The sequence below is a fragment of the Roseivivax sediminis genome (genome assembly GCF_900112685.1).
In the GTDB taxonomy this organism is placed as follows: Bacteria; Pseudomonadota; Alphaproteobacteria; order Rhodobacterales; family Rhodobacteraceae; genus Roseivivax; species Roseivivax sediminis.
Map to the genome: position 1 here is coordinate 25,596 of NZ_FOMS01000022.1, position 14,876 is coordinate 40,471.

General features: G+C 66.0%; 10 protein-coding genes and 3 pseudogenes. 12 read left to right on the plus strand and 1 reads right to left on the minus strand.

The features are described from left to right. Positions 1-96: 96 nt before the first annotated feature. From F3H57_RS21430 to F3H57_RS21460, 9 genes and pseudogenes are all read left to right on the plus strand, one after another. Entirely contained in the window at positions 97-1,110 is a 1,014-nt protein-coding gene (locus tag F3H57_RS21430; RefSeq protein ID WP_149758883.1) for an ABC transporter substrate-binding protein, read from the plus strand. Continuing rightward, positions 1,107-2,144: a FecCD family ABC transporter permease gene (locus F3H57_RS21435; RefSeq protein WP_149758885.1), complete on the plus strand. Its 1,038-nt coding sequence runs from the start codon at positions 1,107-1,109 to the stop codon at positions 2,142-2,144. The genes F3H57_RS21430 and F3H57_RS21435 overlap by 4 nt, the downstream gene beginning before the upstream one ends. After that, positions 2,141-2,902 (plus strand): ABC transporter ATP-binding protein, encoded by a 762-nt coding sequence (locus tag F3H57_RS21440; RefSeq protein WP_149758887.1) that lies wholly within the window; start codon positions 2,141-2,143, stop codon positions 2,900-2,902. Before F3H57_RS21435 ends, F3H57_RS21440 begins: the two co-directional genes overlap by 4 nt. 303 nt (positions 2,903-3,205) lie before the next feature. Beyond that, positions 3,206-3,513 (plus strand): annotated as a pseudogene (locus F3H57_RS21445) (phosphogluconate dehydratase); the annotation flags it as partial. Positions 3,514-4,155: 642 nt separating this feature from the next. Continuing rightward, positions 4,156-8,145 (plus strand): Calx-beta domain-containing protein, encoded by a 3,990-nt coding sequence (locus F3H57_RS21450; protein ID WP_149758889.1) that lies wholly within the window; start codon positions 4,156-4,158, stop codon positions 8,143-8,145. Positions 8,146-8,237: 92 nt separating this feature from the next. Next, positions 8,238-8,351, plus strand: a pseudogene (locus F3H57_RS22850) (hypothetical protein); the annotation flags it as partial. Between the two features lie 74 nt (positions 8,352-8,425). Beyond that, positions 8,426-8,500, plus strand: a pseudogene (locus tag F3H57_RS22855) (hypothetical protein); the annotation flags it as partial. A 163-nt stretch (positions 8,501-8,663) separates the two neighbouring features. Continuing rightward, positions 8,664-8,789, plus strand: a complete 126-nt coding sequence (locus F3H57_RS22860; RefSeq protein ID WP_262504534.1) for a hypothetical protein — start codon at positions 8,664-8,666, stop codon at positions 8,787-8,789. 71 nt (positions 8,790-8,860) lie between these two features. Continuing rightward, positions 8,861-10,579, plus strand: a complete 1,719-nt coding sequence (locus F3H57_RS21460) for a calcium-binding protein (protein ID WP_149758891.1) — start codon at positions 8,861-8,863, stop codon at positions 10,577-10,579. Between the two features lie 101 nt (positions 10,580-10,680). Here F3H57_RS21460 and F3H57_RS22865 read toward each other — a convergent pair whose 3' ends face one another. Then, a complete protein-coding gene (locus F3H57_RS22865; RefSeq protein ID WP_149758893.1) occupies positions 10,681-12,654 on the minus strand; it encodes a calcium-binding protein in 1,974 nt (657 codons plus the stop codon). A 227-nt stretch (positions 12,655-12,881) separates the two neighbouring features. Here F3H57_RS22865 and F3H57_RS21470 point away from each other — a divergent pair, with 227 nt between their 5' ends. The 3 genes from F3H57_RS21470 (at position 12,882) to F3H57_RS21480 (ending at position 14,841) form a co-directional block, all read left to right on the plus strand. Next, complete coding sequence (locus F3H57_RS21470; protein WP_394349849.1) at positions 12,882-13,520, plus strand: tyrosine-type recombinase/integrase; 639 nt, start codon at positions 12,882-12,884, stop codon at positions 13,518-13,520. Between the two features lie 93 nt (positions 13,521-13,613). Beyond that, positions 13,614-14,393 carry an ArsR/SmtB family transcription factor gene (locus tag F3H57_RS21475; protein ID WP_149758898.1) on the plus strand — a complete coding sequence of 260 codons (780 nt, stop codon included), beginning with the start codon at positions 13,614-13,616 and terminating at the stop codon, positions 14,391-14,393. A gap of 31 nt (positions 14,394-14,424) precedes the next feature. After that, positions 14,425-14,841, plus strand: a complete 417-nt coding sequence (locus F3H57_RS21480) for a GFA family protein (RefSeq protein WP_149758894.1) — start codon at positions 14,425-14,427, stop codon at positions 14,839-14,841. Positions 14,842-14,876 lie beyond the last annotated feature (35 nt).

Sequence of the window (14,876 nt, forward strand, 5' to 3'; positions counted from 1 at the left end):
CGTGCCGGAAAATACCTGAGTGAAATGGTATTGCTTCACTGCCGGGGCCATTCTAGGAGCAGGGCCAGGCAGTGTTCAGACGGAAGCGATCGCAGCATGAGACTCCAGACCTTCTTCTTGGTCACCAGTGTAACCGTCAGCTTTGCAGCGCACGCGGCGAAAGCAGATCCGACCTCCTATCCTCTCGAAATCGAGAATTGCGGGCATACCGTAACCTTCGAGAACGCGCCGGAGAACGCGGTCGCGCTTGGCCAGAACAGCGCCGAGATCATGCTCATGCTGGGGCTCGAGGACCGCATGGCGGCAACGGCCTTCTGGCCGAACGAGGTTCTGCCCGAACTGGCCGAGGCAAACGCCGAGGTGGAGCTTCTGACAGTCGAGTTCCCGACGCTGGAAGCGGTGCTGGCCAAGCAGCCGGATTTCGTCGCCGCCATGCTGGTGACGCTACTGGGGCCGGACAGCAAGGTTGCCAAGCGCGAGGATTTCCATCGTCTGGACATTCCCACCTACCTGTCGCCGAGCGCGTGTTCGGTCTCGGAAGTTTCCACCGATATCTACGGTGCCCGCGACGAGCTCTGGACCATGGATCAGCTCTACAAGGAGATCGAGGACCTGTCCCGGATCTTCGACGTCGCCGATCGTGGCGAGGCGGTGATCGCGGACCTGAAAGCGCGCGAGGCGGCCCTGCGCGACCGGTTCGAGGATCGCGAGGACCTGTCTTTCCTGTTCTGGTTCTCCAGCCCGTCGCCGGAAGACGATGCCTATCTGGCCGGCGGCAACGGCCCGTCGACCTACATCGCCGACCTTCTGGGCGGCTCGAACGCCATCAAGGCCGAGACCGAATGGCCGACCCTCGGATGGGAAGGCATTATGGCCGCCGACCCGACGGTGATCGTCGCGGCGCAAGTCGACCGCGAGCGCTGGAGCCTCGATGAGGCCGAGAACAAGATCGCGTTTCTGGAGTCCGATCCCATCGTCAGCCAGATGGAGGCCGTGCGGAAGGGCCGCATCGTCGTGATGCCGGGTGCCGCGACCAATGCCAGCATCCAGACGCTCTACGGGGCCGAAACGGTGGCAGAGCAGCTCGACGAGCTCGACCTCCCGAAATGACCGCAGGCGTTCCGGATGGCAGCGCCGTGCGGCTTGCGCTTCTGACCCTGGTCTCGGCGGCGGCGCTGGCCTTCGCCATCGCGGTGGCCACCGCCATCGGCGACTACACGATCGGTCTGGGAACCGTCTTCCTGGCGATCGGCAACGGTCTGGGCCTGACCGGTGCCGAACTTCCACCGATCGAGGAGAGCGTGGTCTGGGACCTGCGGCTCAGCCGTGCGCTGGTCGCGGCGCTGGCCGGGGCGGGCCTGGCGCTTTGCGGGGCGATCCTGCAGGCACTGCTGCGCAACCCGCTGGCCGAACCCTTCGTGCTGGGTATCTCGGCGGGGGCCTCGACGGGCGGCGTCTGCGTGATCGTACTCGGCATCGGAGCGGGCAGCCTGACGCTGTCGGCCGGCGCCTTCGCGGGCGCCTTTGCCGCCTTCGGCGTGGTGGCACTGTTGTCGAACGGGGCGACGAGCGGGCCGAACCACACCATCCTGGCCGGCGTGGCCGCATCGCAGCTTTTCAACGCTCTGACCTCCTACATCGTGACGACCTCGGGAAACGCCGAGCAGGCCCGCAACGTGATGTTCTGGCTTCTGGGCAGCTTCGGCGGCGTGCGCTGGCCGGACTTCCAGCTGCTGCTGGTAGTAGTGCCGATGGGATTGGCCGTCTGCATCTACCTGGCGCGCGCGCTTGACGCGTTCACCTTCGGCGACGAGGACGCTGCCGCGCTCGGGGTGCCGGTGGGGCGCATCCGTCTGGCGCTGTTCGCGGTGACGGCAGTGATGACGGCGACGATCGTCAGCATGGTCGGCGCAATCGGGTTCGTTGGCCTCGTCGTGCCCCATGCGGCACGGTATGTCGTGGGACCGATGCACATGCGTCTCCTGCCGGCCTGTGCGATCATCGGTGCGATCTTCATGGTCACCGCCGACATCGTCTCGCGGGTGATCGTGGCACAGCAGACCATTCCCATCGGGGTCGTCACCGCGCTTGTGGGCGTTCCCTTCTTTGCGCTCATCCTTTATCGAGCGAGGCCGCAGACATGAGCGTGCTTGCCGAGAACCTCGACTGGGGCGTCGGCCGCAAGACCATCCTCCACGACGTCTCGATCTCGGTCGCACCGGGCGAGACGCTGGGGCTGGTCGGCCCGAACGGGTCGGGCAAGTCGTCGCTTCTGCGCCTGCTGGCCGGGCTGAAGCGGCCGCGCGCGGGACTGGTCACGATCAACGGGAAGAGCGTCGTACAGGTGCCGCGAAAGGCGCTGTCGCGCGAGGTTGCTTTCGTGCAGCAAAGCGCCGCCACAGAGACCAGCGTCAGCGTCCTCGATGTGGTGCGGCTGGGCCGCACGCCGCACCGGTCGGCCCTGTCGGGCTGGTCGGCCGAGGATGAGGCCGCCGTCACCGAGGCGCTGACGCGGGTGGACATGCTGGGACATCGGGCGCAGTCATGGCAAACCCTGTCGGGTGGCGAGCGGCAGCGTGTCCATATCGCCCGGGCCCTCGCGCAGTCGCCGCGCGTGATGTTTCTCGACGAGCCGACGAACCACCTCGACATCCACCACCAGATCGAGATCTTGCGCATGGTCCGCGATCTCGACCTGACCAGCGTCATCGCGCTGCACGACCTCAATCTGGCGGCCATGTTCTGCGACAAGATCGTGGTCATGCGGTCGGGATCCGTGTTCGCCTCGGGTACGCCGGCGGAGGTGCTGACGGAGGAACTTCTTCGCGAAGTCTTTCGCGTGACGGCGGAGGTCAACTGCATCACTCCCGGTGCCGGACCACATATCCGCTTCACGCCATGACCATGACGATGCCCGGCATATCCGCCGCCCTGCGGGCCGCGGCGGCAGTCGGCCGCTCTTGAAGCCAACCCTCCTCGGCGATGTCGACAGGCCGCGAGGCGAAAGACCGTCTCGGTCTCGCCGTTCGTGTCCCAGCCGCTCTTGCCTTTGCGATCATGGGGGGCGGCATCGGGGCCCATGGCATGCGGGGCCCGTAGGACGGATCGCGGGGCTGTCGGGCCGCGGCCGCATATCGGGTTCCGGCGATGGCGCGGGGCGTGCACTGATGGGCTTGCGACCCGGTGCCCCGTCGGGGGGAGATTTCTGGCATGGCGTCACCCCACGCATGCCTTGACAGCCATAGGTAGAGCGACGGCGGAATGTAAGCAGGCGCATGCCTACGCCGCGATGGGCGACGACACGGACGCGCTCGCCGGCAGCCGGGCGCCCAATATCGGTATCGTCACCGCCTGCAACGACATGCTCTCGGCGTACCAGCCGTTCGAGGTCTTCCCGGCCCTGATCCGGGAAGCCGCGCCCAGGGCGGCACCGCGCAGGTCGCGGGCGGCCTGCCGGCGATGTGCGAGGGCGTCATCCAGGGCCAGGTGGGAATGGAACTGTCGCTCTTCTCAGCAGGAGGTTGAAGCAGCGGCCGCACGCACCTGCGTCGGCGGCGTGGCGGCAGCCGGCGCCCTTCTTGGTCCGAAGACTTTCGCAATATCGACGGGTGTCGTTTCCTGGCAAGTATGCTGGGAACTGGGCCGACCTGCGCGTGGCTGAATGCCTGGGTAACCGCAAACGACAGGCAATCTCTCAAATCAAAGTGTTACAAGCGTTGTGAGCTTCTTTGGAATACCGAGACAATTGGCGGTGGGGCGGAAGGTTTTGACAATTGACCGTATCGTTGCACTGACACACCGGCATCAAGGTCTCGAGTTCAATCTCTTCATGTCCGATCATTTTCCCGAATAATTTTCCGAAATCCGGATGGTTGGCAGAAAGGCTCGCCGCCGACGGTCCTGCAGGCGACCCATTCGTCCGTTTCAGGCTGCCTCCGGACTTTGTCTGAATCACTTTGCCAAGGCTGGGTCCGCGGACCATGCGCGGACATCGTGCAATCCTGAGGGGGTGCGCTTCGTTATTCTGACCCCTTTGACGTGTGTCGCCGATTGGGCCGACACGAGACACGTTCCGAGTCCGGTCATTTTTGTTGACGGCGGTACGGCCTTGTGGGCCAATTCCACCCATACTTGAACATATTTTAGGAGCGCTTCATGCCCAGCTTCATTTCTGTAGCCACGTCCCCGGCAGACGAATCCATCGGCAGCGGTTTCGGCGGAAGCCTTGAATGGCGCGTCGAGTTGTCCGAGGCGGCGTCGGACACGGTGTTCATCCCCTACAGGCTCTTTCCCGGTACGGCACAGATCGACGTCGATATTCCCACCTCGCAGGGCACGCTGACGTTCTCTCCGGGTACGCTGACCCAGACGCTGAGCATCAGTGCCAGGAGCGACAGCGTGATCGAGACCGATGAGTCGGTCGTGGTCGAGTTCTACGATCCCGTGGGCGCGGAGTTCTTCGGCGACAATCAGACGTTGCGGGTGACGAATTTCATCCTTGACGACGACGGTTCGGACACCGACCGCGCGATGCTGGTGTCCTCGCCGGTGATCGTGGAAGGCGATGGCGGCACGCGCGAGGCGGTGTTCACCGTCTCGATCTCGGAGGCGTTCTCGAGCGTCGAGACATTCGCGTACAGCACCCGGAACGGCACGGCGAGTGCGGGGAGCGACTACACCGCGAAATCTGGCAATGTGCGCTTCGTTCCCGGCCAGACCGAGGCCGAGATACGGATCGACATCTCGGGCGACAACGCTGTGGAGCCCAGCGAGTATTTCCACCTCGTCGTGGAGACCGATGCGCGCATCGCGGACGGCGGCATCGGGGCGACGGGGCGGGCCACCATCCTCGACGACGACGCGGGTGGCGCGGGGCCGACGGTGTCGCTCGCCGCAACGGGAGCGGTGGAATCGATCGGATCCGGTTTCGGCGGCATCGCGACCTTCGTGGTCCGGCTCTCCGAAGCGTCCGACGACGCGGTCACTGTAGGTTATCGCACCTTTCAGGGCACCGCGCAGAAGCATATCGACTACCCCCCGCAGGCCGACCGGCTGACCTTCGCCCCCGGCGAGACCTGGAAGGTCGTCACCGTGCGTGTGGACAGTGACGGCATCTTCGAGCCCGACGAGTCCTTCGGGCTGGAGCTGTTCGACGTCTCCGGCGGCGCCCTGGCGGGCGACGCGCCACTTCTGCGGGAGACGGCGTTCATCCTCGACGACGACGGCACCGGGATCGACCGGGGCCTGCACGTGTCCTCGCCCGTCCTCGTCGAGGGGGACAGCGGCTCGCAGAGGGCGCTGTTCGACATCACGATCTCCGAGCCGTCCGCCACCGCGCTGAGCTTCGATTACGCGACGCAGGGGGCGGGCGCGCGCGCCGGGTCCGACTTCACTCAGACGTCGGGCACGGTCACATTCGCACCGGGCCAGACCCGCGCCACCGTCGCGGTGGCCGTCTCGGGCGACACCGCGCGGGAGCCGACGGAATTCGTGCAGCTTGCGGTCACACCGACCGGTGCGCTCGGCGACGGCGGGGCAGGGGCCGTGGGCCTGGCGACGATCCTGGACGACGACGGCGGCGCGTTGCCGGTGCTCTCCACGTCGCCGGCGGTGGTGCGGGAATCGATCGGCTCGGGCTTCGGTGGCACCCTCAGCCTTGTCGTGACGCTCTCGGAGCCGTCGTCCGACGCCGTGACGGTGAGCTACCGGACGCTGGGCGCGACGGCGACGAGCCATATCGACTTTCCGCGCGGGGGCGATACGCTGACCTTCGCACCGGGGGAGACCTCGAAGACCGTCAATCTGCGAGTCCTCAGCGACAACGCGTTCGAGGACGACGAGGCGCTGTTCTTCGAGTTCTTCGACATCGCCGGCGCGACGTTCGCGGGCGGCGCCAAGGTCTTGCGGGAGACGGCGTTCATCCTCGATGACGACGATCCGGGCCTCTCGCGATCCTTGCAGGTGTCCGAACCGGTACTCTTGGAAGGTGACGCGGGCACTTCCATCGCCCGCTTCGAGCTGACGCTGTCGCGTCCGGTCGAGGCGTCGACGAGCTTTGACTGGGCGACGGCGGACAGCAGTGCCGAGGCCGGGTCGGACTATACCGCCGCCTCCGGAACCGTGACCTTCGCACCGGGACAGACGCGCGCCTTCGTTGACGTCAGGGTCTCGGGCGACACCGCGTCCGAGGCGACCGAGTTCTTCCAGCTTTCGGTGACGCCGACGAGCGCTCTGGGCGACGGCGGCGCGGGTGCCACGGGGCGCGCGTTCCTCATCGACGACGACGGCGAAGACGGGCTGCCGACGATCTCCATCGCCTCCACCGATACGCGGGAATCGATCGGCTCGGGCTTCGGCGGTACCATCGACTTCGTGGTGACGCTGTCGGAACCGGCGGAGGATACCGTCACCGTCCAGTATCGCTCGGTCGACCGGACCACGAGTGCCGGCACCGATTATGCCGCGTTCGAAGGCACGGTGACATTCGCGCCCGGCGAGACGTCGAAAACGATCTCTCCGCGCGTGACGAGCGACAACGTTGACGAGGACGACGAGTCGTTCTCGGTCGAGCTGTTCTCGCCCACTGGCGCCGTGCTGGCCGGCGGAGTTCCGGTTCTGACCGAAGCCGCCTTCATCATCGACGATGACGGGGTGGGGCTCGACCGGGCGCTGCACGTATCGGACGTCTTCATCACGGAGCCGGTGTCGGGCACCGCCACCGCGACCTTCGAAATCCGCCTGTCGCGCGCTTTCGACACTGCGACGACACTCGACTACGAGACGGTGGCGGGCTCCGCCTCCGCCGGCAGCGATTACACACCGGCTTCGGGTTCGATCACCTTCCTCCCGGGGCAGATCGAAGCCGCCGTCAACGTGACCGTCCGGTCCGACAACGACTTCACGGAAAGCCCGGAGACGTTCCTGCTGTCGATCCCGGCGCTGCCGTCGACAGTTGCGGGGGGTGCGGCGGGCTCGCTCGGCACCGCGACCATCCGGCAGCCCCCGGTTCCGCGGCCGCCCGAAGGGGAGGTCGTCATCAACGGCATCCGCCGCAGTGGCGAGACGCTGGAGCTCGACCTTTCGGATCTGAGCGACCCCAACGGCCTCGGCGCCTTCAGCTACCAGTGGCAGCGCAACGGGGTCGCCATCGCCGATGCCACCGCCGCGAGCTATACGCTGGTGCCGGGAGATGTCGGATCGTCGGTCTCGGTGGTGGTCAGCTACACCGACGGGCTGGGCACCGAGGAGGCCGTGTCAGCCAGCGCCGGGACGATCGACGTGGCTGCGCCCACGGCCGGGGACGACTCGATCGTTGGCGGACCGCTCGACGACCGCGTGGAAGGCGGAGACGGCAACGACACGCTCGAAGGCGCGGACGGGGACGACGGCGTCCTCGGCCAGGCCGGCAACGACAACCTCTTCGGCGGCCCCGGCGACGACAACATCGCCGGATCGGACGGCAACGACCTCGTGGTCGGCGGGCCGGGCGACGACTTTCTCGGCGGCGGAGAGGGCAGTGACACGATGCTCGGCCAGGCCGGGAACGACACCCTCGGCGGCGGCTTCGGAGACGACGAGATCGACGGTGGGGCCGGCGACGACGTGGCGGCGGGCGGACCCGGCGACGACCGCATGGTGGGCGGAGACGGCGGCGACACGATGGGCGGCTCCTTCGGTGCGGATACCGTTCTCGGGGAAGGCGGCGCCGACAGCCTCGGCGGCGGCACCGGAACCGACAGCCTGTCTGGCGGAGCGGGGGCGGACTCGATCGGCGGCGGTGAGGGCAACGACACGGTCGAGGGCGGCGGCGGGAACGATTTCCTTGCCGGCGGCGGCCGCGACGACGTTGTCGACGGCGGCGCAGGTGACGATACGATCAATGGCGGCGAAGGCAGTGACACCCTGACCGGTGGCGCCGGTGCGGACGTCTTCATCTTCCGTGATTTCGTGGCGGGCGATGCCGACGTCATCACTGACTTCGTGGACGGTGTGGACCGGATCACGATCGTCGGTCAGGGCGGCTTCAGAGCGTTGACCATTGACGACGGTGCTGCCGGAGCGGTGGTCACGACCGGTGGAACCACGATCACGTTCAGCGGGCTTGAAGCGGCAGACCTTGGGCCGGAGGACTTCGCTTTCCTGTGAGGTCAATGCCACTTCGTCAACGTCTCGGGCCTGCCGCTATCGGCTGGTCCGGTATCAGTCTAGGTGGATGACGGGTCTCGGCGCCAGGGCGTATGCCTGTGGCGCTGAGGGCCGACAGCCTTGTCGGCCAATCGGAAGACGACACGATCGTGGGCAAAGACGGCGCCCAAACGGTCCGGGGCAATGGCGGTAATGATGTCATCAGCGGCAACTCCGGCAATGACGAGTTGAGCGGCGGCGCTGGAGACGACGTGCTGGCGGGGGCGACGGGAACGACGCTGTGGCCGGTGGCGAGGGCGATGACCGCCACGGTGGCGGCGAGGGTCGCGACACGCTTCGCGGCGAGGCCGGCGACGATACGGTGGGCGGCGGCGCGGGACAGGACGTCTTTGTCTTCACCGAATTCTCCGCCGGGGAAACCGACCTGATCCGCAATTTCGTAGATGGTAAGGACAGCTTCCGCATGACGGGGGTGCAGAATTGCGCCGCGCACGGGGCTCGCGGGTCGGGTCGATACCTTGAGCATCACCGACATGTCGGTGGACGGTGGGGCCGGAGTCGAGATGACCTACCAGGGTCAGACGATCCTGATAGCCGAGGTCAGTGCGACCGATCTCGGGGTTGAGGACTTCATCGTTCCGTGACGCGCGGCGCGGCAGTCTTTACTCAAGTGGTGTTTTCGGCCGGTCGAGACGATGCGAAGGAGACGTGAGAGATGACCAGGATTTTCGAAGTTCCCGACGCTCCGAACGGGGTCCAGAGCCAATATTTCATCGAAGACCGTGACGAGGTCTTCGGCACGCTGGTCTACGATTATGACGAAGACGGCGAGGGCTACCCGGAACAGGATTTTTTCCGCACCTCGCTCGACACCGACCACGACTACATCTGGACCATCGACGCCGAGAACATCCCGTTTGCCGAGGTTGTGCAGTACATTCCGGGCACGGAGGACGACGACCCGGGCATGTTCACTGGCTCATATCACCCGGACAGCGATGGCGGGTTCTATCTCAAGCCCGAGGCGGCGGGCACCTCTTGGATCGTGGCGTGGTTCTTCGGACGCTCGGGCATCACGCGGGAGGGACGGATCGTGGAGGGCACTCAGGACTACACGCTGAGGATGTACGAGGACATCCGCGGCGACGAGGACACCGCGGAGACGCTTGCGCCTGGCGAGAGGATGCAGGGCACAATCTATCACCCGCTGGACAGCGATTTCATCCGACTCGATCTGGACGCCGGAGAACGCTATGGCTTTACCTTCACCGCGCGTTCCGGCAACGAACGGCTTTCTCAGTTCAATCTCGCGCTGCGCGGGGCGGAACGGGCCGAGGACGGGTTTCAGCTCGGTCCAGAGAACTATCCAGAAACCGGCAATGCGCTATCCTTCGAGTTCAGGCCCGCCTCGGACGGGCCGTTCTTCGCGGATATCTGGCCGGATCAGGATCTGGAACTTGGCGGCAACTACGGGGCCTATTTCACCTACACGCTGACATACGAGGCGCTCGGGCCAGTGCCGCGTGACACCATCGTAGGCACCGACGGGGACGACACACTTGTCGGCGACGCCGTGGGCGAGCGGATCGAGGGGCGCGACGGCGACGACCGGCTAGATGGAGGGGGAGGCGATGATGGACTGCTCGGCGCGGCCGGCGACGACGATCTCAGCGGTGGCCAGGGCAACGACACGATCGCGGCGGGGCCGGGTCGGGACCGGGCGCAGGGCGGGTCGGGCGACGACTTCGTCGGCGGCGGTCCCGGCGACGATGTCCTCCGCGGCGACGACGGCAACGACACGCTCGGCGGTGGGCAGGGCCTTGACCGGATCGAAGGCGGGCGCGGGGATGACGTGATCGCGGGCGGGCCGGGCGACGACACTCTGGCCGGCCTGCTCGGCGACGACACCATCGGTGGCTCCTACGGCGCCGACACGGTGAGCGGCAGCGACGGCGACGACAGCGTGGGTGGGGGCACCGGGACAGATTTCCTCGACGGTGGTTTCGGCGACGACTCCATCGGTGGCGGCGAGGGCGACGATACCGTATCGGGCTGGCACGGCGACGACTTCCTCGCAGGCGGCGGACGGGACGATTTGATCACCGGCTGGACCGGCGATGACACGATCAACCCCGGCGCTGGCAACGACACGATGCGCGGCGGTGAGGGCGCGGACACGTTCGTGTATTCCGAGTTCCATCCGGGCGAGACGGATCTGATCCTGGACTTCCAGGACGGGCTGGACAGGTTCCGGATGTCCGCTGTCGAGAACGGGCCCGGGACCGGCCTTGCCGGGCGGGTGGCCGCGCTCGACATCGCCGACACTATGATCGACGGCGACGCGGGGGTCGAGATGAGTTACCGCGGGCAGACTATCCTCGTGACCGGCGTGTCGGCGGCAGAACTCGGGCTCGCGGACTTCGAGTTTGTCTGATCGACGGGCGATGACCGGACACATTCCGTGGTGCCGGCATCACTGGTTAACGCGCTCCTCGCCGGGCGGGCGCGCCGCCCGGCGAGGAGCGCGGTCGAAGTTCATACGAAGATGAAGTCGTCCACGCCAAGATCGGCAGCTGCGACGCCCTTCAGGATGATCGTTTGTCCCTGGTACGTCAGCTCCGAGGCATCCGTCCGGTCTACGATCTGGAGCGTATCGACGCGGCCCTGGAGGCCGCTGCCCGCCGCGTTTTCGACATCGGCAAGGCGGAGGAGGTCGAGCCCGACCTGGAAGTCCTCGATCACGTCGGTCGCACCTGCCTCGCCCGAGAGCCAGACGAAGACGTCGCTACCGCCGCCGCCCATGAGGCTGTCATTGCCGTCGCCGCCGTTCAGGACGTCGTCTCCGGCTCCTCCGTCGATGAGATCGTCGCGGCCGCCGCCTGCAAGGAAGTCGTCGCCCGCGCCCCCGTCGATCACGTCATCGCCTTCGCCGCCGCCGACGCTGTCGTCGCCGTCGCCGGCGTCGACGCTGTCCCGGCCGGCGCCGCCCCCCAGGTCGTCGCTGCCGTCGTCGCCGCGCACGCTGTCGTCGCCGAACGAGCCGCCGATCACGTCGTGGCCGAAGCCGCCGAGAACCGTGTCCTGGCCGGCGCCCCCGGCGACCACGTCGTCGCCTTCGCCCGCCAGAACTGCGTCATTTCCGAAGCCGGCCCCAAGAGTGTCGTTCCCGGTGCCGCCATCGAGCGTATCGTTGCCGGTGCCGCCGCCGATGAAATCGTCGTCCTCGCCGCCCTCGACGAAATCATCGCCCCCGGAGGCGGCGATGGTGTCGTTGCCGAAGCCGCCGATAAGAACGTCGTTGCCATCCCGGCCGAGCAATCCGTCGTTGCCCGAGCCGCCGTCAATCAGATCGTCCCCGGGGCCGCCGTCGAGCCTGTCGTCGCCGCCCTGTCCGTAGAGGTCGTCGTTGCCCTCGCTGCCTTCGAAGCTTTCGTCGTTGCCGCTGCCATTGATCGTGTCGTCAGCGTCCGTCCCTTCGTTCGCGTTCGCCAGCGCGACCATGTCCGCGTAGGTGAGTGTGTCGCGGACGAAATCCGGATCGGATCCGGGACCCGGCTCGACGAGGGCGAACTGCTCCACATCGTCGCGCACCTCGAGGCTGTATTCGTTGACGACGACGGGGCCCGCATCCGTCGAGACAACAACGACCACTTCGATCAGAAGACCGTCGTCCAGCCGGGTGACCCGCGATAGGGGCGGCAGGTCCGGGTTCCACTGGTCCGGCCTGCGGAAGCTGAACAGCTCCACAATGTCAGTGCCGTCGCCGCCAGAGATCGTGTTGGCGCCGTAAAGGTCGCTGATCGTGTCGTCTCCGGCCTCTCCCAGATGCAGGTCATCGTTGATGTGGTCGTCGCCCCCGGCGCTCTTGTCGGTCAGCAGATCGTTGCCCTCCCCGCCATGCAGGGTGTCGTGACCGTTGCCACCGGCGACGATATCGTCGCCGGTATCGCCGAACACCATGTCGTCGCCGCGTCCGCCGTCCACCCTGTCGGCGTGGTCGCCGCCATGAAGTGTGTCGTTGCCGGTGCTGCCATTCACGGTATCCGCGCCGGCGTCGCCCCGGGCCAGGTCGTTGCCGTCGCCGCCAAGAACACTGTCGTCGCCCGCGCCGCCGAACACGGTGTCGTTGCCGTCGCCGCCCCGGACGATGTCGTCGTCCGCACCGCCGTTGACGGCGTCTTCGCCTTGCCCGCCGTTCAGATTGTCGTCTCCGGGACCGCCCGCGAGGACGTCGTCGCCGGTCTCGCCGAAGACATCGTCGTTGCCGAAGCCGCCGTCGAGGCTGTCGTCGCCGTCTTCACCGAACAGCTCGTCACTGCCGTCCTGACCGAGCAGGGTGTCGTTGCCGGCGCGGCCGTAGAGCGTGTCGTTGCCGTCGCCGCCGCGTATGAGGTCGTTGCCCGACTGGCCGAAGGCGCGGTCGCTGCCGCCGAGGCCGTCTATGGTGTCGTCTCCCTCGGTCCCGGAGAGGGATGGGTTCGCAGCGTCGTCGCCGATGACCTGTGTCAATGCCTTGGTCCTTCAATGTCGTTGCAAGTCTAACGAAAGCCGTTCGACCTTACGGGGCGGGGCAAGAAAGTCCATGATTGACAAGGGATCTTTTCGATCCCGGGGGAGCTTCTGGGCGGGCAGACCGGTGTAGTTACGCTGATCGGCCCCTGTGAACATGGTCGTTTGAAGCTGGAGTCTTCGGTTACGCTTTGCTGGCTGGGAGAGGCGCGGGACCGTATGAAGGCTTGGAGGCTCACGGAAGCACAGAAGGCGTTCAACCTGAAGCAGGGCGCGGGCTGGCCATCTTGGCCCTGGCCCTCTGCACCGGCCAGCGCCGCGCCGATCTTGTGGTAATGGGCAAGCAGCGGGTCCGTGACGGATCGCTGACCTTCACCCAGCACAAGGGCTGGAACCGGCAGCCGGTGAGGATGGAAATCCCCGTCATCCCGGAGCAGCGACACATCATCGACGCCACGCCGACGTGCGATCCGACCATCCTTGTCTCCACCTTCAATCGGCCCTTCACGTCAAAAGGATTCGGCAATCGCTCCCGTACCTGGCGCGACGAAGCCGGCCCTCCGCAGTGCTCATTTCACGAGCTTCGGAATACCGCTGCCGCGCGGCTGGCCGAGCTGGGCCGCATCGAACAGAGGATCATGGCAATCACCGGTCAAGCCACAAGCAACAAGGCCCGGTTATTGCCCAAACCACTTGATCCGGGAAAGACCTGTTTTTTCACCAGAACGCCGAATGCCCGGTTCGGCGATGCTACGCCTCAGCGGCGAAGTGAGAAGCGAATATCGGGAGCGACCGAGCCCCTGCCTAGGGCCGTCGGTCAAAACCGCTGCACCGCCTCATGTCTGCATCGAGCCTGGTATCACTGATGCTGCAAATGAGCATGTAGGTCGTGCGTGTCGGATTCATGCAGGTAAATACCTGCTATTGACATGCAGGCAAATACCTGCCTATTGTCACGTATGGCAGACGCTCCGAACGATGGCGACAAGGTGTTCAGGGCCCTGAGTGACCCCACGCGCAGGCGGCTGTTGGATCGGCTGCACATGAAAAACGGATGCACGCTGACCGAGCTATGCGTCGCCATGGACATGACGCGCCAGTCGGTGACCCAGCATCTGGGCCTACTCGAAGACGCCAACCTGATCAGCACTGCGCGTCAGGGGCGGGAAAAGTTCCATTTCCTCAACCCTGTCCCGCTGCACGATGTTTACGAGAGGTGGGTGCGCAAGTTCGAGACGGATCGTCTCGCGCTGCTCTACGACCTCAAGCATCACCTCGAAAGGAGGGAAGAGATGACCGACAAGTCGGCAAGCTTCGTCTATGTGACCTACATTCGCACCACACCGGACAAGGTTTACGAGGCGATCACCACGCCCGGGATCACGCGTCGCTACTGGGGGCACGAGAACGTGTCGGACTGGACGCCCGGCGCGACATGGGAGCACATTCGCGCAAACGAGGAAAGACCGGTGGATATCGTCGGTAGGGTCGTTCAGGCCGAACCGCCCCATCGGCTGGTCGTCACCTGGTCAGCCGCATCCAAGGCGGACGACCCGGACGAAGAAAGCCGCGTCACCTTCGACATCGAGGGGCAGGAGGACGGCACGGTCAGGCTCACCGTCACGCACGATCAGCTCCAGCCGGGCAGCGGCATGGCGCAGGGGATCAGCAAGGGGTGGCCGCTCGTCCTGTCCAGCATGAAGTCCTTCCTCGAAACCGGGACCGGCATGGATCTCTGAAGCTTGAACGCCACGCATCAAGGAGATCGGCATGAGCAAGGTCTATACGGGCCAATGCGCCTGCGGCGCCGTCCGCATTCAAGCAGCAGGTGAACCGGTGGCCGAACTGCACTGCCAGTGCAGGCATTGCCAGCTTCGCTCCGGCACGGGACACAGTTCCTTTACGGTGTTTGCCGGCCCGGAGGTGGTGAGGATCGAAGGCGACACCAGGAGCTGGTCGGTCACCGCCGACAGCGGAAACGAAAAGCACCAGGTGTTCTGCCCCGAATGCGGCACGCCGACACATGTGACCTTCCCGGACAGCCCCGGCGTCACGGCGATAAGCGCGGCGCTGTTGGACATCGCCAGTCAGTTCGCACCGAAATTCGCAACCTACGCCAACAGCGCCCTTCCCTGGGACAGTCTCGATCCGGCATTGACCCAGTATAGTGAAATGCCAGCCGGCTGACGCAACAGCGCACGCACCCATAGTCAGTGCTGGTG

What these genes read in the sequence shown, in the direction of transcription:
- F3H57_RS21460 (WP_149758891.1), top strand. Translation starts at nt 8,861, where the DNA reads ATGACCAGGATTTTCGAAGTTCCCGACGCTCCGAACGGGGTCCAGAGC.
- F3H57_RS21480 (WP_149758894.1), top strand. Translation starts at nt 14,425, where the DNA reads ATGAGCAAGGTCTATACGGGCCAATGCGCCTGCGGCGCCGTCCGCATT.
- F3H57_RS21475 (WP_149758898.1), top strand. Translation starts at nt 13,614, where the DNA reads ATGGCAGACGCTCCGAACGATGGCGACAAGGTGTTCAGGGCCCTGAGT.
- F3H57_RS21435 (WP_149758885.1), top strand. Translation starts at nt 1,107, where the DNA reads ATGACCGCAGGCGTTCCGGATGGCAGCGCCGTGCGGCTTGCGCTTCTG.
- F3H57_RS21450 (WP_149758889.1), top strand. Translation starts at nt 4,156, where the DNA reads ATGCCCAGCTTCATTTCTGTAGCCACGTCCCCGGCAGACGAATCCATC.
- F3H57_RS21440 (WP_149758887.1), top strand. Translation starts at nt 2,141, where the DNA reads ATGAGCGTGCTTGCCGAGAACCTCGACTGGGGCGTCGGCCGCAAGACC.
- F3H57_RS21430 (WP_149758883.1), top strand. Translation starts at nt 97, where the DNA reads ATGAGACTCCAGACCTTCTTCTTGGTCACCAGTGTAACCGTCAGCTTT.